The 21,119-nt window shown below is 62.9% G+C and carries 22 protein-coding genes; 13 read left to right on the plus strand and 9 right to left on the minus strand.

Annotated elements, in window-relative coordinates; genetic code table 11:
* Positions 1 to 108: 108 nt before the first annotated feature.
* Positions 109 to 969: a BON domain-containing protein gene (locus U0023_RS13730; RefSeq protein ID WP_009494614.1), complete on the minus strand. Its 861-nt coding sequence runs from the start codon at positions 967 to 969 to the stop codon at positions 109 to 111.
* Positions 970 to 1,159: 190 nt separating this feature from the next.
* Here U0023_RS13730 and U0023_RS13735 point away from each other — a divergent pair, with 190 nt between their 5' ends.
* The 3 genes from U0023_RS13735 to infA all read left to right on the plus strand — a co-directional run bounded on the left by U0023_RS13735 (position 1,160) and on the right by infA (position 2,224).
* Positions 1,160 to 1,423, plus strand: a complete 264-nt coding sequence (locus U0023_RS13735) for a hypothetical protein (RefSeq protein WP_009494615.1) — start codon at positions 1,160 to 1,162, stop codon at positions 1,421 to 1,423.
* A 218-nt stretch (positions 1,424 to 1,641) separates the two neighbouring features.
* Positions 1,642 to 1,851 carry a cold-shock protein gene (locus U0023_RS13740; RefSeq protein ID WP_009494616.1) on the plus strand — a complete coding sequence of 70 codons (210 nt, stop codon included), beginning with the start codon at positions 1,642 to 1,644 and terminating at the stop codon, positions 1,849 to 1,851.
* Positions 1,852 to 1,942: 91 nt separating this feature from the next.
* Positions 1,943 to 2,224 (plus strand): translation initiation factor IF-1, encoded by a 282-nt coding sequence (infA, locus tag U0023_RS13745; RefSeq protein ID WP_009494617.1) that lies wholly within the window; start codon positions 1,943 to 1,945, stop codon positions 2,222 to 2,224.
* Between the two features lie 63 nt (positions 2,225 to 2,287).
* Here the strand turns inward: infA and U0023_RS13750 are convergent, their stop codons facing one another.
* Positions 2,288 to 2,836, minus strand: a complete 549-nt coding sequence (locus tag U0023_RS13750; protein ID WP_009494618.1) for a sigma-70 family RNA polymerase sigma factor — start codon at positions 2,834 to 2,836, stop codon at positions 2,288 to 2,290.
* Positions 2,833 to 3,060, minus strand: a complete 228-nt coding sequence (locus U0023_RS13755) for a NepR family anti-sigma factor (protein WP_009494619.1) — start codon at positions 3,058 to 3,060, stop codon at positions 2,833 to 2,835. The genes U0023_RS13750 and U0023_RS13755 overlap by 4 nt, the downstream gene beginning before the upstream one ends.
* Positions 3,061 to 3,286: 226 nt before the next feature.
* On the opposite strand from U0023_RS13755, the gene U0023_RS13760 reads away from it, so the two are divergent.
* Positions 3,287 to 3,445, plus strand: coding sequence for a DUF3309 family protein (locus U0023_RS13760; RefSeq protein ID WP_009494620.1), 159 nt, complete (start codon positions 3,287 to 3,289; stop codon positions 3,443 to 3,445).
* Between the two features lie 126 nt (positions 3,446 to 3,571).
* Entirely contained in the window at positions 3,572 to 4,894 is a 1,323-nt protein-coding gene (locus U0023_RS13765) for a sensor histidine kinase (protein ID WP_009494621.1), read from the plus strand.
* A gap of 289 nt (positions 4,895 to 5,183) precedes the next feature.
* Here U0023_RS13765 and gloA2 read toward each other — a convergent pair whose 3' ends face one another.
* Together gloA2 and U0023_RS13775 are read right to left on the minus strand one after the other, a co-directional pair.
* Positions 5,184 to 5,588 (minus strand): SMU1112c/YaeR family gloxylase I-like metalloprotein, encoded by a 405-nt coding sequence (gene gloA2, locus U0023_RS13770; protein WP_009494622.1) that lies wholly within the window; start codon positions 5,586 to 5,588, stop codon positions 5,184 to 5,186.
* A 78-nt stretch (positions 5,589 to 5,666) separates the two neighbouring features.
* The gene (locus tag U0023_RS13775; RefSeq protein WP_009494623.1) at positions 5,667 to 6,785 is read right to left on the minus strand and encodes a LacI family DNA-binding transcriptional regulator; all 1,119 of its coding nucleotides are present in this window, start codon (positions 6,783 to 6,785) and stop codon (positions 5,667 to 5,669) included.
* Positions 6,786 to 7,033: 248 nt separating this feature from the next.
* Between U0023_RS13775 and U0023_RS13780 the strand changes: the two genes are divergently transcribed.
* From U0023_RS13780 to U0023_RS13805, 6 genes are all read left to right on the plus strand, one after another.
* Positions 7,034 to 8,041, plus strand: coding sequence for a Gfo/Idh/MocA family protein (locus U0023_RS13780; RefSeq protein ID WP_009494624.1), 1,008 nt, complete (start codon positions 7,034 to 7,036; stop codon positions 8,039 to 8,041).
* Between the two features lie 89 nt (positions 8,042 to 8,130).
* Positions 8,131 to 9,255, plus strand: a complete 1,125-nt coding sequence (locus tag U0023_RS13785) for an NAD(P)/FAD-dependent oxidoreductase (RefSeq protein ID WP_009494625.1) — start codon at positions 8,131 to 8,133, stop codon at positions 9,253 to 9,255.
* An 82-nt stretch (positions 9,256 to 9,337) separates the two neighbouring features.
* A complete protein-coding gene (locus U0023_RS13790) occupies positions 9,338 to 10,108 on the plus strand; it encodes an amino acid ABC transporter ATP-binding protein (protein WP_009494626.1) in 771 nt (256 codons plus the stop codon).
* Positions 10,109 to 10,207: 99 nt separating this feature from the next.
* Complete coding sequence (locus tag U0023_RS13795; RefSeq protein WP_009494627.1) at positions 10,208 to 11,062, plus strand: transporter substrate-binding domain-containing protein; 855 nt, start codon at positions 10,208 to 10,210, stop codon at positions 11,060 to 11,062.
* A gap of 82 nt (positions 11,063 to 11,144) precedes the next feature.
* Entirely contained in the window at positions 11,145 to 11,804 is a 660-nt protein-coding gene (locus U0023_RS13800) for an amino acid ABC transporter permease (RefSeq protein WP_009494628.1), read from the plus strand.
* Positions 11,805 to 11,807: 3 nt separating this feature from the next.
* Entirely contained in the window at positions 11,808 to 12,548 is a 741-nt protein-coding gene (locus U0023_RS13805; RefSeq protein WP_009494629.1) for an amino acid ABC transporter permease, read from the plus strand.
* A 517-nt stretch (positions 12,549 to 13,065) separates the two neighbouring features.
* Here U0023_RS13805 and U0023_RS13810 read toward each other — a convergent pair.
* A complete protein-coding gene (locus U0023_RS13810) occupies positions 13,066 to 14,037 on the minus strand; it encodes a crotonase/enoyl-CoA hydratase family protein (protein WP_009494630.1) in 972 nt (323 codons plus the stop codon).
* 532 nt (positions 14,038 to 14,569) lie between these two features.
* Between U0023_RS13810 and U0023_RS13815 the strand changes: the two genes are divergently transcribed.
* A complete protein-coding gene (locus U0023_RS13815; protein ID WP_009494631.1) occupies positions 14,570 to 16,741 on the plus strand; it encodes a putative bifunctional diguanylate cyclase/phosphodiesterase in 2,172 nt (723 codons plus the stop codon).
* The gene (locus U0023_RS13820) at positions 16,738 to 19,236 is read left to right on the plus strand and encodes a response regulator (RefSeq protein WP_009494632.1); all 2,499 of its coding nucleotides are present in this window, start codon (positions 16,738 to 16,740) and stop codon (positions 19,234 to 19,236) included. The genes U0023_RS13815 and U0023_RS13820 overlap by 4 nt, the downstream gene beginning before the upstream one ends.
* 144 nt (positions 19,237 to 19,380) lie before the next feature.
* Here U0023_RS13820 and U0023_RS13825 read toward each other — a convergent pair whose 3' ends face one another.
* From U0023_RS13825 to U0023_RS13835, 3 genes are all read right to left on the minus strand, one after another.
* Positions 19,381 to 19,914 carry an SRPBCC family protein gene (locus U0023_RS13825; RefSeq protein WP_009494639.1) on the minus strand — a complete coding sequence of 178 codons (534 nt, stop codon included), beginning with the start codon at positions 19,912 to 19,914 and terminating at the stop codon, positions 19,381 to 19,383.
* Entirely contained in the window at positions 19,911 to 20,282 is a 372-nt protein-coding gene (locus tag U0023_RS13830; protein ID WP_009494641.1) for an ArsR/SmtB family transcription factor, read from the minus strand. The genes U0023_RS13825 and U0023_RS13830 overlap by 4 nt, the downstream gene beginning before the upstream one ends.
* Positions 20,283 to 20,613: 331 nt before the next feature.
* The gene (locus U0023_RS13835; protein WP_009494652.1) at positions 20,614 to 21,084 is read right to left on the minus strand and encodes a hypothetical protein; all 471 of its coding nucleotides are present in this window, start codon (positions 21,082 to 21,084) and stop codon (positions 20,614 to 20,616) included.
* Positions 21,085 to 21,119 lie beyond the last annotated feature (35 nt).

A 21,119-nucleotide genomic window follows, 5' to 3' on the forward strand; every position in this document is an offset into this window, starting at 1 on the left:
TCCCATATGGGGAGCGCCTGTGTCAGGGAAAGGCTACGACCTTCGTACGACAGATGTGCCTCGCCCCCAAGGGGAGAAGCACAGCCTGGTAAACCGGGGCAGGGCGGGTCAGATCCCGCTTTCCGAAGAGCCGCCCGGTCGCCGCCGGGTCGAAGCGGCCCGGCCGGCGCCGGAGGTTTCCACCAAGCCGGTGCTTCCCGCGCCCGCCGCGCCTACGCCCGACATCGTAGAACCGCCAATCCCCGCATCCGCCTGCTGCTGGACCCTAAGGTTGTTCTGCACGTGAGTGACGCCGGAGACCGCCTCGGCCAGATCCTCCGCGTGCCGCTTCTCGAAGCGACTGTTCACGGTGCCGGTGAGCGTCACCTCACGGTTCTCCACCCGCACCTCGATCTCCGACGCGTCGACATGCGGATCCTCCGTAAGACGATCGTTCAAGTCTTCCGTGATGCGGGCGTCCGAGCGCTGATAACCTTTCGGCCCGCGCCCTCGATGCATGCCGACCTCGCGCATGTCCCGTTCGCGGCGGCGTTCCGCTCCCTCGTCGCCGAACCAGGACCGGACCTCGTCGCCCGCCCGTTCGAAGAAGCCGCGATCCTCGTTGTAGTCGCGCGAGCCGCGTCCGAAGCTCTCCGATCCGGAACGGTTCCGGCCATACCGGTCCTGCCCGAACTGATCCGGGTCGCGGCGGCGGTCGGAGCCGAAGAAGGGCCTCTCATAGCCCCCGCGATCCTCGCCGACCACATCGCGCCAGTCCAGGGACGAGCCGCCGCTGCCGTAGCCGGCCGAGTCGCCGTAATCGCGCTCGCGGACTTCACGCTCCAGGCGCCAGCCGTCGTCCTCTCCCGACCGGGAACCCCGCTCGTATCCCGCGGCCCGGTTGCCGAAGCCTCGGCGGGCGATGTAGCCTTCGTCCTCGCGGTCGCGCCAGTCGAAATCCTGATTTCCGTAGCGGCGTTCATGGGCCATGGGAGTGCTCCTCGTCATCATGAAACGGGCCACCCGGAGGGTGGTGTCGCGCAACCAACGTGAAGGCCGGGCGAGTGTTCCTGGGTGTGAACGCCACAACCCGCCGAGGTTTTTCCAAGGCCGCGCTTGAACGCTTGGGCCGCAGCCCGCATTGACCGGAACGGAATTCTCGAGCGAGCCGAGGTGCAAGATGGCGGATCTGTCCGGTTTGAGCGACGACGCGCTGGCGGTCTTCGCCTTCGCCGCCTATCACGAGCTGTCGAGCGGTCAGCGGATCCGCGGCGTGGTCCAGAAGGACGGCGTCGGCCACAAGGCCAGCGACGCCGCTGTGGACGAACTCGACGGACGGGGCTTCGTCAAGTCCGACGGGCAGGAGATCGTCTTCACCCTGGCCGGTGAGGAAGCCTTGCAGCACATCGTGTCCGGGATCCGCCAGAGCGGCCGGAATCCCTGATTCTCCACAGCCGTGCCGTTCCTCTCCCGGCCGGGCCTTTGCCTTGTAATTGCCCCATCTGTGCCTTAGGTACAGGCCATCGACATTTGGCCGGACGACTGGGCTTCCCGCTTTGGCACTGCCGGGCGCACGTTCCTTCTCTCTACCATCTATCGACTAACGGGTGGCTGGCCCCAGGCCCTCATCCACGTGCAATCGACAGTGAAAAGGATTTCCCAATGGAACAGGGAACCGTGAAGTGGTACAATGAAACCAAGGGTTATGGTTTCATCCAGCCCGACAACGGCGGCAAGGACGTGTTCGTTCATGCGACCGCTCTCGAGCGGGCCGGCATGCGCGGCTTGCGCGAAGGCCAGAAGATCTCTTACGAGCTTCAGACCGACCAGCGCACCGGCCGCCAGTCTGCAGTGAACCTGCAGAACGCGTAAGGTTTAATGCCGGAGGGCGTGCCCCGCACGTCCTCTTGCAGATAGCCGTTCCGGTTCAGGGGCGGCTTTTTTGTTATGGGAAAGGCTTTGCATGGCAAAGGAAGAACTAATCACCTTCGAGGGACTTGTGACCGAGATTCTGCCCGATGCGCGCTACCGCGTGCAGCTCGACAACGGACACGAGGTCATCGCCTACACGGCCGGAAAGATGAAGAAGAACCGCATCAAGACCCTGGCCGGTGACCGCGTGACCGTCGAGATGTCGCCCTACGATCTGGAAAAGGGCCGACTGATCTTCCGTCACAAGGATTCGGGTGCCTCTTCCGGTCCGCGCCCGCCGCAGCGCGGCAATCAGCAGTTCCGGCGCCGCTAAAACCACAGGCGCTCCCGGGGGTGCGCCTGTCGGCAGTAAGCTCCTGGCTTGCCTTGAGACCCGTCACGCGACCGCGTGCATCACCGAGAGGGTGACGCGGTCGGGACCGAGATCCTCCTCCATGTCGGTGAAGTGCATGAGTTCGGCGAGACGGTTGCGGGCGCGGTTGACGCGGCTCTTGATGGTGCCGACCGCGCAGCCGCAGATCTCCGCCGCCTGCTCGTAGGAGAAGCCCGAGGCTCCCACCAGCAGCAGCGCCTCGCGCTGGTCGTGGGGCAGGCGGGCGAGCGCCTTCTGCAGATCCTCGAAATCGAGATGGGGCATCTGGTCCGGCTGGACCGAGAGCGCGGCGGCGTATTTGCCGTCCGCATCCTCGACCTCGCGACGGCGCTTGCGGTACTCGGAATGGAACAGGTTGCGCAGGATGGTGAAGAGCCAGGCCTGCATGTTCGTGCCCGGCTGGAAGCGGTCGATATTGGCGATCGCCCGCATCAGGGTTTCCTGCACGAGGTCGTCGGCGCGGTCCACGTTGTTCGTGAGCGAGATGGCGAAGGCGCGAAGGTTCGGCGTCGCCTTGAGCATGGAGTCGCGCAAATCGATGTCGATACTCATGATTGCTGCTTCTCTCCCTTCACGCCATCGAGCCGGTTGATGATCTCGATGAAACGGTCCGGCACCGGCTGCTCGCCCAGCGCCAGGGCATCGTAGAACTGGCGCAGACGCTGGCCGATCTGGGCCTGGACGGAGCGGCTGAGGGCAGGGGATGTGGACGTGTTGAGACCAGGAACGGGCTCTGGATCGTCGTAGGGCATCAGATTTGGATTCTTTTTCTGCATCGAGTCGTCCTGGTCCATCGAGGGCGGCGATCTCCCGCAGGGCGCGCTGAAGGCGGCATCCCATCGCCGAGGAAGTAACGTCAAGCCGCTCTGATCGTTCCGCTTGCCGACCCGACCCTTTGGGACTCATCCACAGGCAAGAGCGCGGGAACTTTTTCTCTTACGGTCAAGTTTTCTTGAGCGAACGCCGCCGTCTCGCGGCGAAGATTGTGGACGGAGTATTTCCATGGCACTCAGCACCATTCTGCTCATTCTCATCATCCTTCTGCTCATCGGCGCGGTGCCCGCCTGGCCCTACAGCCGCGGCTGGGGTTACGGGCCGAGCGGCCTTCTCGGCGTCGTCCTGCTCATCCTCATCATCCTGCTGCTGATGGGGCGGATCTAGAACCAAATCGAGGGATCGTCCCTCCCTTAAACGACGGGAGCCCTGCGGCCGTGGCCGGGGGCTTCCTTCGAGAGGTGGAATTCATTTTGCCGTAGTGTTATAGCGGGACGAAAGAATAGGCCCCGCTTGCTGATACGTTTCACGACGCTTAGCCCGCTTTCCTGGACTGCCGCATCCCTGCACGCCGTGGGGGCTGTCGGCGTGGCGATGATCGCCCGCTATGCGCTCGATCCCCTGCTCGGCGACGAGCTGCCCTACATCACACTCTATCCGGCGGTGCTGTTCACGGCCATCGTGGCCGGAGGCTGGACCGGAATGGGAGCGCTGCTCCTGGGCGTGGCGGCCACTTTCTGGTTCCTCTCCGTAAGCCCCGGACCGGCACCGTTCTCCGCCCAGACCCTGACGGGGCTCATCATCTATCTGTTCGGCGGCGCCTTCTCGGTCGTGGCGGCGTCGTCCCTGCGAAGCGCGGCGGCCCGGCTCGAAGTCGCCCAGGAGAGGCTGCTCGCGACCCTCGAAGCGTCCGGCGCCGGGACGTGGCGCTGGGATTTCCGCGCCAATGCGGTCGACTGGGACCCGGCCCTCGCACGCCTCTTCGGCCTCGAACCGGCGCAGGCGCCGCGCCAGCGGGGGGATTTCCGCCGCTACGTGCACCCGGACGATCAGGAGCATATCGGCCGCAGCATCGACGGCGCGATCGAGAGCGGGAGCACGGTCGATTACGAGTTCCGGGCCATCCTGGCCGACGGTTCCCTGCGCTGGATGTATACCCGCAGCCGCCTGCTGCGGGACACCAAGGGCGGACCGGCTCTCATGGTGGGCGCCTGCCTGGACATTACGGAGCGGAAGCGCGCCCAGGAACAGCAGATGCTCCTGGTGCAGGAGCTGAACCATCGCGTGACGAACACGCTCTCCGTCGTCCAGTCGCTGGCGCATCACACGCGGCGGGGCAGCCGCGATCTCGACGGCTTCCAGGAAACGTTCCTGGCGCGCCTCATGGCGCTGTCGGCCACGCACAATATCCTGACGCGCGAATTGTGGGAGAGCGCCTCGCTCGAGGACATCCTTCATGCGGAGATGATCCCCTATGGCGGGCTCGACAAGGGCCGGGTGACCATGGCGGGCGAGCCGATCCGCCTGAAGCCGCAGCAGGCCCTCGGCTTCGGCCTCGCCCTGCACGAGCTTGCCACCAACGCGGCGAAATACGGCGCGCTCTCCATCCCGCATGGGCGGCTCGACATCTCCTGGCGGGCCGAGATGGACGAGGACGGCCGGCGGCGGTTGTCGCTCGATTGGGTCGAGCAGGGCGGTCCCATGGTGGAGCCCCCGAAGCGCCTCGGCTTCGGCTCGCGCCTCATCGAGCGCAGCATCCGCGACGAGCTCGGCGGCGGCCTCGACCTGCGCTTCCAGCCCGACGGCCTGCGCTGCTCGCTGAGCCTGCCTCTTTGAAGCCATGAGCCGAAGGGTCGAGGGCCGGGAAGGGGCGGGCGCCAACCTTGCGAAGGGAGAGATAGCACCTTGAAACGCGGGTGAGGGGCTGCGCCCTCTCCGGGCCTTCGTCCGCGGAAGGGCCACCTCGACGCGCAAGCCTGCGCCTCAGCGCCGGAGCCGTGACGGTACACGCATGGCCCGCTGGCGCTGGTCGCGCCAGAAGGCGCTGAAGAGCCGACGTTTGCCGATTTGCGGGGCGGTGAATGTTGGGTCGGTTGCCGACCTTTCGTCTCCAATCGAAGATCGGTCAGTCTATCCCTGAACCGTCCTTTTTATCTTCATAGAGTTCCAGGGGAAGCCCGTCGGGATCGGTGAAGAAGGTGAAGCGTTGCTGCGTGTGTTCGTCGATGCGGATCGGTTCGACTGCAATTCCGAAGGCTTCCAGACGCTCGATGATCGGCTCCAGGGTCTCCACGCGGAAGGCGAGGTGCCGCAGGCCGCGCGCCTCCGGGTGCGAGGGGCGGGGCGGCGGGGTGGGAAACGAGAAAAGCTCGATCTGGGCCGAGCCGATCAGAAGATCGCATTTCCAGGACCGCCGCTCCGCGCGCCAGACCTCGCGGATGATCGGCAGACCCAGGATCTCGGAGTAGAATTCCTTCGAGCGGCCGTAGTCCGAGCAGATGATCGCAACGTGGTGGATGGCATTCAGCATCGGAGCCTCGGATCCCGGTTCCTCGATCAATGACGCGCGCTTGGCGGTTCGTCGTCGCTTCGTGCTCGCGAAGCAAGCCTAACCCGTCGCCGCCTTCGCCATCGGCTGGAGTTTCGCCTTTCTCGCGATGGGAGGCGGTGCGCCGACGGACTGCCTTTCGATCAGCTTGGTGGCCAGCATTATCCGTTTGGGCGTTCCGGCGGCGCTGTTGATGCGCTTGATCAAGATCTGCGCGCTTTCCATGCCAAGATCGTAGACCGGTTGCGCGATGACGGTGATCGGCGGGCTCGTCACGCTCGTCCAATCCGCATCGTGGAAGGCAACGAGGGAAATGTCGTCCGGAATCGACATGCCCATGGCCCGAATGACTTTGAACGCCTCGAGACCGACCACATTGTCCGACGCGAGTATGGCGGTGGGGCGATGCGGCGTCGAAAGGAGATCCGCGATGATCCGCCCCGAACCTCCCTGACGCGTCGCTCCCAGGCGGATATATTGCTCGGGCCGCTCGATTCCCGCCTCGGCGGACGCTGCCAGGAAACCGTCGATACGATCCATTACGGTTGTCAGGCTGATCTGGTGCGGTCCTTTGTAGATCGGGTCGTCGGATGCGGTCGCCGTGATGTAGGAGATGTGCCTGTGTCCGGCCTCGATCAGCATGCGCGTCGCCGCAGCGGCCGCCGCCCGGTCATCGGTAACGACGCTGTCGACCTTCAGCTTGGGGACGGCACGGTCCAGCAGGACCAAGGGGCGGCCCGATCTCTGCACGCCTTCCAGATGCTGGATATGAGACATGGAGGCAGGAGTGACGATCAGACCGTCGACTCTCTTGCCGAGAAGAACCTGGATCGCGGCCTGCTCCTTTTCGACCTCCTCTCCGGAGTTTGCCAGAATGACATCGAAGCCGGCCGCGCGCGCGACATCGCTGATGCCACGGACCGCCTGCCCGAAATAAGGGTTCTCGATGTCGCCGACGATGACGCCGATCGTTCGCGAGCGGCCGGTCGTCATGCTGCGGGCGAGTTCGTTCGGCTGGTAGCCCAGCGACCGCGCAGCCGTAAGAACTTTCTCCCTCATCTCGGGGCTGGCGGTTCCGTAGCTGCCCAGCACCCTTGCGGCTGTGGCCTTCGAGACGCCGGCCGCGCGAGCCACGTCCTGGAGAGTGACCAATCGTTTCGGGGCTGTTCTATTGTTCATGCGCGTCGACCTAAGGGACATTTTGCTGAAACGTCAAGCTGAAGGCCCTGTTGACAGATGAGACCGGTCTCACATAGCCTTGAGACCGGTCTCACAATAGCAGATCGCTTAGTCCACCGGAAATGGAAACTCAGATGAGTGTGGATCGCCTTCGAGACGTACGTGCAGTGAAGCTGCGCATCCACCCAGGTATCGCGGCGGCACCCGTCGCGCCTGGTTCTTTCTCCTGCCGCGAAGGTGCATGATCAGTGTCCAATAAAGTCAGATGGGGCGTGCTGAGCACCGCCCAGATCGCCCGGAACAATGTCGTTCCGGCCATGCAGGCGGGAGCCTTCACGGAGGTCGTGGCGATTGCGTCCCGAGACGAGAGCCGGGCTCATGCGGCTGCGGCGGAGCTCGGAATTCCGCGGGCCTACGGATCCTATGAGGCCATGCTCGCCGATCCCGAGATCGACGCGATCTACAATCCGCTGCCCAACCATCTGCATGCGGCCTTGACGATCAAGGCTCTGGAGGCTGGCAAGCATGTGCTCTGCGAGAAGCCGATCGCGCTCGACGCCGAGGAGGCGCGGCGGATCGAGGAAGCCCAGAAGAAAAGCGGATTGCTCGTGGGCGAGGCCTTCATGGTGCGCTTCCATCCGCAATGGCGGCGTGCGCGCGAGATCGTTCGCGAAGGAAGGTTGGGAGAGGTGCGCGCCATCCAGACGATCTTTTCCTATTTCCTGACCGACCCAGGCAACATCCGCAACCAGGCCGATATCGGTGGCGGTGGGCTCTACGATATCGGGTGCTATGCCATCGCTACGGCGCGTTTCATGTTCGAAGCCGAGCCCGAGCGCGTGATCGGCATCCTGGACGTGGATCCTCGGCTGGGAACGGATCGGTTGAGCAGCGGTCTTGCGGTGTTTCCCGAGGGCCGGCAGCTGGCTTTCACCTGCGCAACGCAGCTCGTGCCCTGTCAGCGCGTGCAGATCCTCGGCACGCAAGGACGAATCGAGATCCAGATTCCTTTCAATGCACCTGCGAGCATGGAAGCGACCATCGTGATTGACGACGGACGGGACCTGTCCGGCAGCGGTCGCGAGCACGTCACGATCCCGCCAGCCGACCAGTACACTCTGCAAGGCGACGCCTTCTCACAGGCAATTCTCGGCGAGCAGCCCCTCGAATGGGGCGTTGGCGACGCCGTGTCCAACATGCGCGTGATCGATGCTCTCTTCCGCTCGGCCGGATCGGGGCAATGGGAGCGCCCCTGATCGCCCCGTTGCAGCGGATCGGCCTGCCGGAACTCTCAGGCTGACAGCTTCAATCCTTCAACGAAAAATGACACAGAAGGGAATATCCAGTGAGCTCTCCATCCTCAACCCAGCGGGTCGTTGTGATCGGCGGCGGGATTCTCGGAGCGTCCTCGGCCATGCAGCTTGCGCGCCTGGGTGCTCGCGTGACCCTGGTCACCGAAGCCGATCTCTTCAGCGAAGCATCGGGCCGGTCCCTGGCCTGGCTCAACTCGGCCCGTTTCCGCTCCGCCGAGTACCATAAGCTGCGCATGATCGGCATCGATCGCTACCGCACCCTTGCCGTGCGGTATCCGGCAGCGCCTTGGCTTCGCTTCGACGGCGGCCTCACCTGGGATGCCGACGACGATTCCAACAGGATCGCCGAAGCCGTCGCTCACGAACAGAGCATCGGCTACGACGCGCAGCTTCTGTCCCCTGAACAGGTCGCAGCCGTGACACCAGGGGTCGACGCGCGCGCGATCACCCGCCAAGGGGCGATCTTCAACCCGGGCGAAGGCTGGGTCGACCTGCCATCTCTCATCCGCGTGCTGCTCGACGAATTCGCCACACGGGGCGGCGAGATCACGACACAGGCCGGCCGTGCTTCCGTCGAGATCAGGGGAGGGCGCGCCACGGCCGTGTCGACCGCAAGCGGCAAGAGATTCGAAGCCGATGCGATCCTGGTCGCCACCGGCGCCGCCGTGCCCCGGATGGTGTCGGAGGTCGGCGTCACGATCCCTGATGCAACGCCGATCTCGCTTTTGGTCCGGTCCAAGCCCCTCAAGACGGGGCTGCGGGCTGTTCTCAATACGCCGCGCGTCGCCGTGCGCCCCACGCCTGACGGCGCCATCGTGTTCGACGCGGCGTGGTCGGAGGATGAGGTCGTCCGCCGCTCCGACGGAACCTTCGAGGTGCAGCCATCAACGGTCCAGAAGCTCGCCGAGGAAGCCTCTGCGGTTCTCGAGGGCAATCCGAGGATCGAGGTCGAGTCCTATGGAGTCGGGCCGAAGCCTGTGCCGCAGGACGGTGAGCCGGTTCTCGGCGCCCTCGATGCCGTTCCCGGATACTTCGTGGCCTTTACCCACAGCGGCGCCACGATGGGCCTGATCACCGGCGAATTGCTGGCCCGGGAAATCGTCACCGGGGAGGTCAGTCCTCTGCTCGCGACGTTCCGACCCGGACGGTTCGCCTAACGCGAGGATCCGGCTCTCCGCCTCGCACGGAAAGCCGCCTCTCAAAATACCGCACGGGGCGCGACACGCACAGGAGGCCGACATGGGACAAATCGAACATCAGCCGCCCGGCGGGAGGCACGACATCTGCGTCGAGTTCAACAATGTCGACAAGTGGTTCGGCGCCGTACAGGTCCTGCATGGGATCAATCTGACGGTCGGAAAAGGCGAAAAGGTCGTGGTCTGCGGCCCATCCGGATCGGGAAAATCCACGATGATCCGCTGCATCAATCATCTCGAGAGGCATCAGAAGGGACGCATCACCGTCAATGGGATCGAACTGACGGAGAACAAGCGCAGCATCGATCGCGTCCGGCAGGATGTCGGCATGGTGTTTCAGAACTTCAACCTCTATCCACACCTCACCGTTCTGGAAAACTGCACACTCGCGCCCCGATGGGTGAAGGGCGTGTCGCGGAAGGACGCCGAAGCCTTGGCGCTTCGCTACCTCGAACGCGTGCGCATTCCGGACAAGGCGCACTTCTATCCGAGCCAGCTGTCCGGCGGGCAGCAGCAGAGGGCGGCCATTGCACGCTCCCTTTGCATGAACCCGAAGATCATGCTGTTCGACGAGCCGACCTCGGCGCTCGACCCGGAGCTTGTACGCGAGGTCCTGGACACCATGGCCCAACTCGCCAACGACGGCATGACGATGGTGTGCGTCACCCACGAAATGGGCTTCGCCCGGCAGGTGGCCGACCGGGTGATCTTCATGGATGCGGGCCGGATCGTCGAAACCGCCCCTCCCGACGAATTCTTCAGCCATCCTCGGGAAAGCCGCACCCGCGCCTTCCTGAGCCAGATCCTGCATTAGAGTTCGACCAACCTTCCGCAGGACATCGCATCCTGCGGCAACAATCGATGAACGGCCAACGTTCGCGTCGCAAAACCAGAAATCCAAAGGGACGACTTCATGAACCGACAAATCAGCATGCTTCGCCAAGCCATCGCATCGTTGGCCCTCATCGCCACATGCGCATCGCACGCGACGATGGCCATGGCGCAGGATCTTCCATCCCTCCCGAAGGCGATCAAGGACGCGGGCGTCATCCGGATCGGCGTCAAATGCGATTCTCCACCCTTCGGCTCCTCCGGCCCTGACGGCAAGCCGGTGGGCGTGGAGGTTGAAATGGCGAAGAAAATCGGCACCTACGCCTTCGGATCCCCCGACAAGGCCGAGCTGAGCTGCGTTGCCACCGACGCGCGCATCCCATCCCTGACCGGCGGCAAGATCGACCTGATCATCGCGACCCTCGGCAAGACCCCGCCCCGTGAGCAGGTGATCGATTACTCCGACATCTATTACTGGGGCGGCAGCAACGTCATCGTGCCGAAGGAAAGCCCCGTTCAGAAGCTGGCCGAGCTCGAGGGCAAGTCGATCCTGATCGTCAAGGGCGGCAATCAGCTCAAATGGTTGCGCGATCGCATTCCCGGCATCCAATTCGTGCAGCTCAACACCAATGCGGACAATATCCAGGCACTGCTGCAGGGACGAGCCGACGGCTATGTGGGTGATGCGGTCACGATCGCGACGCTGATCAGCAACTATCCCAATCTCCGCGTCCTGAAGGAGGAGGTCGATCTCGGGTTCAACGGCGTTGGCATCCGCAAGAACGAGCCGGAACTCAAGGCCTTCGTGAACGCCACCCTGAGAAAGCTGAAAGAGGAGAAGTTCTACTCGCAGGTGGTGCCCAACTACGTCTCCGACCCGATCGTCGCCAAGGAAATGATCAAGTCCTTTGAGACCGATCCGCCGGCTGCCAACTAAGCGGGCCCGATAGTCCGGGTGGGGCTTTCCCACCCGGTGCCTCGGGTGTTCTTCTGGTCATCTCCAGCAAGGGCGGAGTACGATGGATTTCACTTATATTATCGATGCGCTGCCGGACCTGATGAAAGGTCTCAAGATGACGCTCATGGTGAGCGGCCTCGGCATCTTGTTGTCCTGCATCATCGGCGCCATCGGGGCGGCGCTCCGCATGAGCGGCTTCAAGCCGGCCGAGTATCTCGTCACCAGCTATGTGGAGTTCATTCGCGGGACGCCCTATCTCGTGCAGATCTTCTTCATCTTCTATGGCCTGCCGAGTCTGGGCCTGCGCCTGTCGGTCTTCTGGTCGGGCGTCGCGGCGCTGACCGTATGGGCGAGCGCCTTTCAGATCGAGAATTTCCGGGCAGGGCTCGCGGCTATCGGCCATGGCGTCCATGACGCATCGGCGTCGCTCGGCCTTAAGCGCTGGCATCATGCCCTTCTGGTCGTTCTTCCGCTGGCGGCTCGGGCGGCACTGCCGTCCTCGATGAACACCATCGTGGCCACGGTCAAGAACTCGGCCTATCTCCAGGCCATCGGGCTCGTGGAGCTGACGTTCGTGGCCGTCGACCGCATCGCCTATGACTTTCGAGCCATCGAAATGTTCTTCTCCATCTGCGTGATCTATCTGCTCTGCGTCTTCACGCTCTCCGGCCTCGGGCACGTGCTGGAGCGGCGGCTCAACCGCCCGTTTGCCGGGAGATAGGCGATGCTTCTTTTCGAATTCAGGTCGTTCCTGCTCGACGGACTCCTCAACACGCTGCTCCTGTCGCTGGTGATGATTGCGGGAGGAACCGGGTTCGCCATCGTCTTCGCGGCCGGCCTTTCTCTGCCGTCCCGCTGGCTCAGTCGCCCCGTCTTCCTCATCGTGGAATGTCTGCGGGACATACCCCTGATGGTGACGGTGCTGCTTGTCTATTTCGTCCTGCCCAACATCGGGATCTCGCTCGATCCGTTCTGGTCGAGCGCCCTCAGCGTCTCGGTATGGGGCGGCGCGAACGGCGCGCATATCATCCGGGCGGGCCTCGCGTCCGTGCCCAAGGGACAATGGGAGACGGTCCAGGCTTTTGGGCTCGGCGGCTGGAAGGGACTTCTCCTGGTGATCGTTCCTCAAGCCATGCCGGTCATCCTACCGCCCTATATCAGCCTCGTGACCGGGCTGGTGCAGGCAAGCTCGCTGGGTGCCGTTCTCGGGGTCAACGAGCTCCTGAGGTCGGCGCAGGTCCTCATCGAGCAGACGACCATTTCCCGCGGAGGGAGCCCGGCCTATCTGGTTTATGGTGCTATTCTGGTCGTCTACTTTGTGCTGTGCTGGACGATCGCGCTTGTCGGACGTCGGCTTGAAGCGCATTTCACGAAGCCATACAGCCGGGATCGACATAGCATCGATCGCAAGGACGCCTCCTCCGAAGTCTTAGTGCAAACGGCTCCGCTAGACGTGAGAACCTGATGGGTAGGGTGGAACGGGCACATCGCTTGACTCCTGGCTGCTTAAGCCTCTCACGTTCGGACCTTTCTGGCATGCGTGAAGACTAGAGCATTTTTCGGCGAAGTGGATCCGGTTCGCCGTCAAAAAATGCGGCTCCGCAAAGAAGAGAGATAATTCCACCCTAGTGGAGACAGCTCTAAGGCGTCTCGTCGACGGATCGCTTCTGCGGTCAGGTCTCAGCCTGTTCTGCGATCAGAAAGGCGTCGCGACGTCTATCCCAAGATGCCGAACGTGCTCTCGCTCGTGGTATGGCCGAGCAGGAGCTGAACGGCTCGAAGATTGCCTGTACTTCGGCAGATCTTCGATGCTTTGGTCCGTCGCCGGGAATGGGCCCCGCAGGCGAGCGATGCGCTCAAGCGCTTCAAGCGTATTGCATCGGGCCGCGAGACGGCAGCCGTCAGCTACGCGTTTCCTCTTTGTCGCGCCGTTGCCTTCATCATGATCAAATCAGTTCGCAGGCCCAATACGAAGCCGCCGCCTATTCGCGCTTGTCCGTACGTCGCTCCTGCGCGGTCACGAGCCGCATCATCTTCCGAAGGTCCTGCTCGTCGAGATTCATGGCGGCCTCAACCCAGATGTCGACGATGTCCCGCAATTCTTCATAAGTGACCGGGTCGATGCGCCTCCTTGAACGGTAGATCGCCTTGTGGGCATTGTGCTTGCGGCGGTTGCGGGCGATGTAGTCCCTGACCGCATGCTCTCCCTGGCCGTCCTCTGCAAGCACATCGACGACCCCGAGCTGATGCAGTTCCTCGGCAGTGTAAACCTTCCCGCTCATGATCATCTTCTCGGCCGCGGCCGTTCCGATCTTCCGCGAGAGGAAGCTGTAGGCTCCCATGCCGGGGAACAGGTTGAACAGGACCTCGGGCAGACCCATCTTGGCGCTTTTCTCGGCGACGAGCACGTCGAAGGAGAGGGCGCATTCGAATCCGCCGCCCAGCGCATCGCCCTGCACCAGGGCGATCGTGATCAGGGGCGTACGGAACCCGACCGAATTTCCGTGCACCACATCGATGCAGGCATAGGCATATTCCCGCAGACCTTCGGAATCCTTGCGCTGAATGCAATCTGCGAAATACGCCAGATTGCCGCCGAAATTGTACACGCCGGGCGTCTGGGATCCGGCAACGAAATACTCGAGGGGCTGACGCTGTTCGAGGTTTCCCTCCTCCATGATCGCGCGCACGGATTCCTGCACGCACATCATGTCCTGCAGAAGCTCCATCGTGATCATCGGGTGCCGGCTCGGGCGCATGGCGGCCCAGTAGATCTTCTGGTCGAAGTCGAGCGTCACGTCGATATGCGGCAGCTGAAGACTGTTCAGGCCGGAGCGGGGCGGCTCGGCCACCGGCTTCGGTGCGGGAGCGGACGGCGTCGGGATGTCCCGATCTACAATGGGTCGCTCGTCGGGATAGGAACGGCCTTGGGATTTGGCCAGCGGGGATAACATCCTGTTCTCCGTCATAGAGAATTTTAACGCAGCGGGCTTCATCCCACTGCCGAGCGACGCCGTTGAGAAGGCGACCTTCCTTAAGGATAATGATCCCTTAACCGCACTGTTCATAGTGCGTAGGAAGATTTGTCTCAAAGCGTGGTTAACGTAGCCAAGTCTGAATGAGAAAAAATTATCAGGACGGCGATATTATATTTCAAATTATAAGTCATCATACTGAATTAAAAGGAACTATATTAACCAATCCGGCATAAAATTCAGCGAGAGCAGCATGCATTCTCTACGTTATTGCGGTATGAATACTATCCTGGTCCTAAGCAGATTTCAGGTGTCCTGGAATGCAAGTCTGCGATCAGGCAGCAGGTATGGATAAATTATCGAGAAGGATAAACGTCACGCGCTAGGACATACCGCGTGAATCGCGGAATGGCATCGAAGGACGAGGTCGATAGCCGGGGTTGACTGAGCAGACTCAGCAGATTCCGAAGAGCGACCACGCAAGCAATCCGGGGGATGCCGGGGGCAACACATGGCAGTCATTCTGATCCTCGACGACAAAAGCACGAACCGCAATATCTATTCCCGACTCGCCCAGACGATCGAGAATGGGGCAGTGGTGCATGCCTTTGCCTCGCCGGTCGAGGCCCTCGAATGGCTCCAGGGCAATGCTCCCGACCTGATCGTGACCGACTTCCGCATGCCCGGCATGGATGGAGCGGAATTCACCAGGCATGCAAGAGGCTGCGCCAACGGAGTCGATGTTCCGATCATCGTCATCACCGCCTATGATGATAGGGCCTTCCGGCTTCGTGCCCTGGAGGCGGGCGCCACCGATTTTCTCCGCTCGCCGGTCGATCATTATGAGTTCGTCACCCGCGCGCGCAATCTGCTCAAGCTGCAGCGCCAGCAGCAGCATATCAAAGGCCGTGCCCAGGCTCTCGAGCAGCAGCTGCGCATCAGCGAGCGATCGCAGGAGGAGCTCGTCCGCAGCAGCCGGGAAGCGCTGGCCCAGGTGATCGACACGGTCCCGGCCCTGATCAGTGCCACCGACAGAAACAGCCGCATCGTCTTCGTGAATGCCCATCTGGCCGATTTCGTCAGTTCCACGCCGCAGGCGCTGACGGGAAGGCTGCTCAGCGACGTTCTGCGCAGCAACAAGTCGGAGTTCAATCAACAGGTTCACAGCTCCATTCTGAAGAACCAGCGGAGCGCCGTGAGCTTCGAGGAGAGTATCGTCGACATCTCCGGCGCGGAACGGGCTTTCCTGACCACCAAGACCTCGATGCCCGCCTTTGCCGGTGCGGAGACGAGCGTCCTGACCACGTCGATCGACATCACGGAACGTAAGCAGGCGGAAAGCACGATGCGGCACATCGCGCTGCATGACACGCTGACCGACCTTCCCAATCGAAGAATGCTCAACGAGTGGATTCAGCAGGAGCTGTCGAGCGAGGGCGCGCGGTTTGCGATCCTCTTGATCGATCTCGACCGGTTCAAGGCGGTCAACGACGCGCTCGGCCATGCCGGAGGCGATCGCATGCTCCAGCTGGTGACGGGCCGCCTCCTCGGGGTGGTGTCGAGCACCGATCTCGTCGCGCGAATGTCCGGCGACGAATTCGTCGTCGTGCAGGCGAATATCGCAGCCCCGGAGGACGCGGAGAACCTGGCACGCAGGATCATCGATTCTCTGGCCGCACCGTTCCTCCTCGAAGAGACCGAGCTTAGGATTGGCTGCACGATCGGCATCACCCTGGCGCCGCGGGACAGCGGGAATGCCGACAAGCTGCTCCGATTTGCGGACCTCGCCATGTACCAGGCAAAGGCTGAGGGAAGGAACACCCTGCGTTTCTACTCGCCCGAGATGGACACCATCTCGTGGAACAACCTCAGCCTGGAGGCCGATCTCCGCAAGGCGATCGCTCAGGAGCAGTTCGAGCTCTATTACCAGCCTCAGATCGATCTCGCGACGGGAGCCATTGCGGGAGCAGAGGCTCTCCTGCGCTGGAGAAGGCCCGAATTCGGCCTCACGTCGCCTAACGTGTTCATCGACATCGCCGAGGAAACGGGACTGATCAACGAGATCGGCGCCTGGGTTCTCGCAAAGGCCTGTGCGCAGGCCGCCGAGTGGCAGAGCCTCGGATATGATCCGTTCAGGATCTCGGTCAACCTGTCGCCCCTGCAGTTTCTCCGACAAGACATCGTCCAGCTTGTCGAGAACACCCTCGAGAAGACCGGCCTGGATCCCGGCTCTCTCGAACTCGAGCTCACCGAGGGAAGCCTTCTCAAGGACGTCGAGCGCACGAAGCAGGTTCTGCACGGCCTCAAGGAGCTCGGAGTCAAGGTCGCCATCGACGATTTCGGCGTGGGCTTCTCCTCCCTCAGCTATCTCAAGAACTTCGAGGTCGACACCTTGAAGATCGACCGCTCATTCATTTCGAATCTTCTCGCCGAAAGCCGCGACGAGGCCATCGTCAAAGCCATCATCTCATTGGCCCGGAGCCTTGAGCTGAAAGTGATTGCTGAGGGCGTCGAGACCAATCCCCAACTTGCCTGCCTGCTCAGTCATGCCTGCAACGAGGCCCAGGGCTATCTGTTCAGCCGACCCGTGCCGCCGGGCAATTTCGAATCCCTGCTCAGGGATTATCCTCGCTATCTGCTGCGGAACCAGGACGCGTCGCCCAAGAAGGTCCGAGGTTCGTGATCGCCGACATCCTGTCGCGGCTGAAGAGCAGCCCTGATCGCGAGCACGAGATGAGCCTCAACAGACTCATCTTCCTGAGCCTGATCGCAGCCTACACGTTCTGGATCAACCCCTCTGTCCCACGCGAGGCGCTGATCGCCGCAACGATCTTTGCCATCGTCTCGATAGGCATCGCCGTTCACATTGTCCTCCGGCCGCATCACTCGACGATCCGGCGGATCATCGCCATCGTCAGCGACCTCGCGACGGCTTCGGTGCAGCTCCATTACGTCGGGGAGACGTCGTCCGTTCTTTTCCTGCTCTACCTCTGGATCACATTCGGCAATGGATTTCGCTTCGGCATCCGCTTTCTCTATATTGCGGTGGCCGTCTCGGTGGCCTGCTTCACCATGGTCATCTACACGACGCCGCGTTGGCGTGACGACATCTATCTCTCGGCGACCCTGCTGCTGAGCCTGATCGTGCTCCCGCTCTATGCCAGTACGCTGATCCGGAAGCTTTCCAACGCCAAGGCCCAGGCGGAAGCCGCCAATAAGGCGAAGACCCTGTTTCTCGCCAGCGTCAGCCATGAGCTGAGAACGCCGCTGAACGCCGTCATCGGCCTGTCCAGTCTCATGGCCGGGACGAATCTCGACGCGGAGCAGCGCGGTATCGTTCACACGATCGGTTCCGCCGGCGAGTCCCTTCTGCGGCAGATCAACAGCCTCCTGAGCCTGTCGCGCATCGAAGCGGGAAAAATGCCGATCGAACGGGTCGACCTCGATCTGCTGGAGGTGCTTTCTACCGCCCGCGCGATGGTTATCACGCAAGCCCAGCAGAAAGGGCTTCGGGTGACGATTCATATCGCCCCGCAGACACCCCTGCAGCTCCACGGACCGAAGCATCATCTCGAGGAGATCCTGCTCAACCTGCTCGGTAACGCCGTCAAGTTCACGGAACGGGGCTACGTCACCCTCGCGGCCCATCCCTTGATCGAGAACGGCAGGCGCTTCGTGCGCTTCATCGCCTCCGACACGGGCATCGGCATCGCCCCGCAGGCCCTGGGCCGGATCTTCGACAGCTTTACCCAAGCCGACGAAACCATCATCAACCGCTTCGGCGGAACTGGGCTTGGCCTCTCCATCTGCCAGCAGCTGATCGGGGCCATGGGCGGCCGGATCGGCGTGGACAGCCGAGAGGGGCACGGCAGTTCCTTCTGGTTCATCCTGCCGATGGAAGAAGCATCGAGCCGCGATGCTCCCAGTGAGCAGCAGCCTCGCCCATTTCGACCGCTTCTGGTTTGCGCCGATCCGACCCTTGCAGAGGGGTTCGCGGTCCGGCTTGGCGGCGGGGACGACTGCCCCATCGCCCGGAACCTTGCCGAGGCGAAGGAATGGATGCTGCAGGCTCGGGGCGAGCCCGTCGTCCCGTTCTGCTTCAGCGATCTGCCCGCCGCGTCGCTGGCCACCGAGATAGAGAAGGTCGCGCTTCCCATTCTTCCGGTTCTAATCCGCACGAACGCTCCCCGGAGACTTGTTGAGCCGGGCTTGGTCCATGTGTCGAGCAGCGTGCTGCCGCTCGATTTCACGGTGGATGAGGCAAGGACCGCCATGTCCGTGACGGCCGCTCAGACATCCTGGGCTCAATCGATATGGACCGAGACGAGCAGGGTTGAGCTTCCGGTCGCGGCCCAGCCTCTTTCGATCCTGGTGGCGGACGACAACGCCACGAACCGTCTCGTGATCTCGAAGATCCTGGAGCGCGGCGGACATGCCGCCCGATGCGTCGAGAACGGGGAGGAAGCCCTCAATCTCCTGGAGGCGGAGAGGTTCGACCTCGTCATCATGGACATCAACATGCCCGTGATGACAGGCATCGAAGCTGCCAACCTGTTCCGGTTCACGGAACCTCCGGGTACCCGCATTCCGATCATCGCCCTCACGGCCGACGCGACGCCCGAGATCGTCGCCGAGAGCCGTGCTGCAGGGATGGATGCCTGTCTGACCAAGCCGGTTCAGCCTGCCGTGCTGCTCAAGGCAATCGACGAGCATGCGGTTCTCGCCTCCGCCCCAGGGCCTGTGGACACGGTTCCTGCCGCCACCAGTCAGCCGGACGCCCATTCCTCCTTCATCGACGAATCCCTTCTCGCGGAACTGGAGCAATTGGGAGGGAGAGAATTCGTCCTCAACCTCGTGGAGGAATTCTTCTCGGATGCGGAGCGTCTTATCGCCGAGTTGCAAAGCGCCGCGGCTGCGGGGGACTCGCATCGGTTCCGCCTTGAGGCTCATGGCCTGCAGAGCGCCTCGGCGAATGTAGGAGCAAGAGCCGTGCACGAGATCTGCGTCAGCTGGAGAAGAATCACCAGCGCAGATCTCGCCACGAGCGGAGCCGGCCAGGTCGAGAGATTGGCACGTGCCCTAAAGCTCACACAGGAGCAGCTGAAGCAGCATCTTTCTCCCCCGAAGGAAGCAGGGGCCCCTGCGGCTTCTGCAACAGCGGCGTGGCCAGCTCCATGATGTGACCGGTGAGATCCACGCCGCTATCGGTATACAGGCAGTTCGGTGCCTCCACGAGTTGCTGTCACGTTAACTTGGTCCGGACGGCAGATCGTGTGGATCGTCTGCGATGACCGAACCGGCCAGCGGGAATATCGACATTCCTCAATCGGCGAAGCGCCGCTCATATTCCTCCTTCAACCGTCCCCAGCTCTCCCAGAACGGCTCCGGTGCCTCGCCGGCTACGCGGGCAGCCAGGATATCGAGATGGGCGTGCCAGCCGGCGCCGACGCTGAGCAGGGTGGCGCGGTCGGTGACGCGGTGATGGGTCACGGTGAGCAGCACGTCGGAGCCCTGCGGTTCCAGGGAGAAGGTGACGCCGCCGGTCGAGCCCCAGGTGATGGCGAGCCGGCAGAGCGGGTCGAGTTCGGTGATCTGGCAGACCATCCGGTGCTCCTCGGAGAAGCCGGGTGGGCGTCTTCCGGGCGGATCCGACAATTCGTCGTTGCGCCAGACGAGCTCAACGGACGAACCCGGCACGGTCCCCATGTGGCCCGCCGCGAGCCATTGGCGGCGAAGGTCGCCGTCCGTGAGGTAGGCCCAGACGCGGTCGACAGGGCCGGGCAGAAGGCGCTGGATCGTGAGCGTCGCGGGTTCGGTCAGTACGCCATAGGCGTCGAGGGTGGCAAGATCGGTCATGCTTCGTCTCCTTCTTCGGCTGGGGGTGGGGCGTTCTGGGCATCCTCCTCGCGAAGGAGCCGTTCCAGCACGTCCAGACGCTCGGTCCAGAAGTGTTCGTAGATGCCGAGCCATTGGTGCGCGCTCGCCAGCGGCCCGGGATCGAGGCGGCAGACATGGATGCGGCCGCGGATTTCGCGCCGGAGAAGGCCCGCCTGCTCCAGCACCTTGATGTGCTTCGAGGCAGCAGCGAGCGAGATCGCAAAGGGTTCGGCCAGCTGGCTCACCGTGCGCTCGCCGCCGCCGAGATCGCTCAGCATCCGCCGCCGGGTGGAATCGGCGAGAGCGTGGAAGACCGTATCGAGTCGGGATGTTTGTAATTCAACCATGTGGTTGAATATGCGCGTACGCGTAGGAATAGTCAACCGATTGGTTTAATATTTCCGGGCAATGCCGGTCGCATGCGGGCGAACGCACCGAACGATGCGCCAGGCGACGCGGGTGCTCCACCGGAGAGGCAGGGCAACCGGTCATGGGAGGGTGAATTTTTCAAGGGAAAAAGAGAGCCGACGCAGCCGTCGTTCTCGTCGACGGGCTGCGCGGCTGCGGCTTGGCGATCGGCCTTCACGCCTCCTGCAAGGGGAGGGAGGCTCGCCTTCGTCTCAGTCGGTCTCCCGGATCAGGCTCGCGCCGCATCCGGGATGACGTGTCAGGGAAAACTCAAGCCTTCCCGGCGGTGTCGCTCTTCTCGCTCTTGGCGGCCTTGGCCTTGCTCGTCTTGCGCTTGCTGTGGTCGCTGGAGCGCTGGACGTACCGGACCTTCTTGGCCTCCGGCCTGGTGTCCTGCTCGCCGCCGGCTTCCTCGCCCACGAGGCGGGCCGGCAGGAAGTGACGGGCGGCCTCCGTGACCACGCCGGCGACGGCGCCGGCCGCGGTCTGGGTCAGGTCGACACCCTGCTCACCGGCTTTGGCCGCGGCGGCGCCGGCCTTCTTCGCCGTCCGGGTCTTGGTGAGGGCGGCGGCGGCCGCGCCTGCTGCGGCGATCAGGGCGTCGGCCAGAATCTCGCGGCCGAGATCCGTGTTGATGAGGTCCATCAGCCCGGACTTCTTCGCCGTCTTTGCCAGCTTCGTGCCGACGCCTTTCTTCGCCTTCGTGCCCGATTTCTTTTCCTTGTCCTTGGCCTTCGCCATGTTCATCTCCTGATGGTCAAGCTTCCGGAACAACC

The organism is Microvirga lotononidis, assembly GCF_034627025.1.
Taxonomy (GTDB): domain Bacteria; phylum Pseudomonadota; class Alphaproteobacteria; order Rhizobiales; family Beijerinckiaceae; genus Microvirga; species Microvirga lotononidis.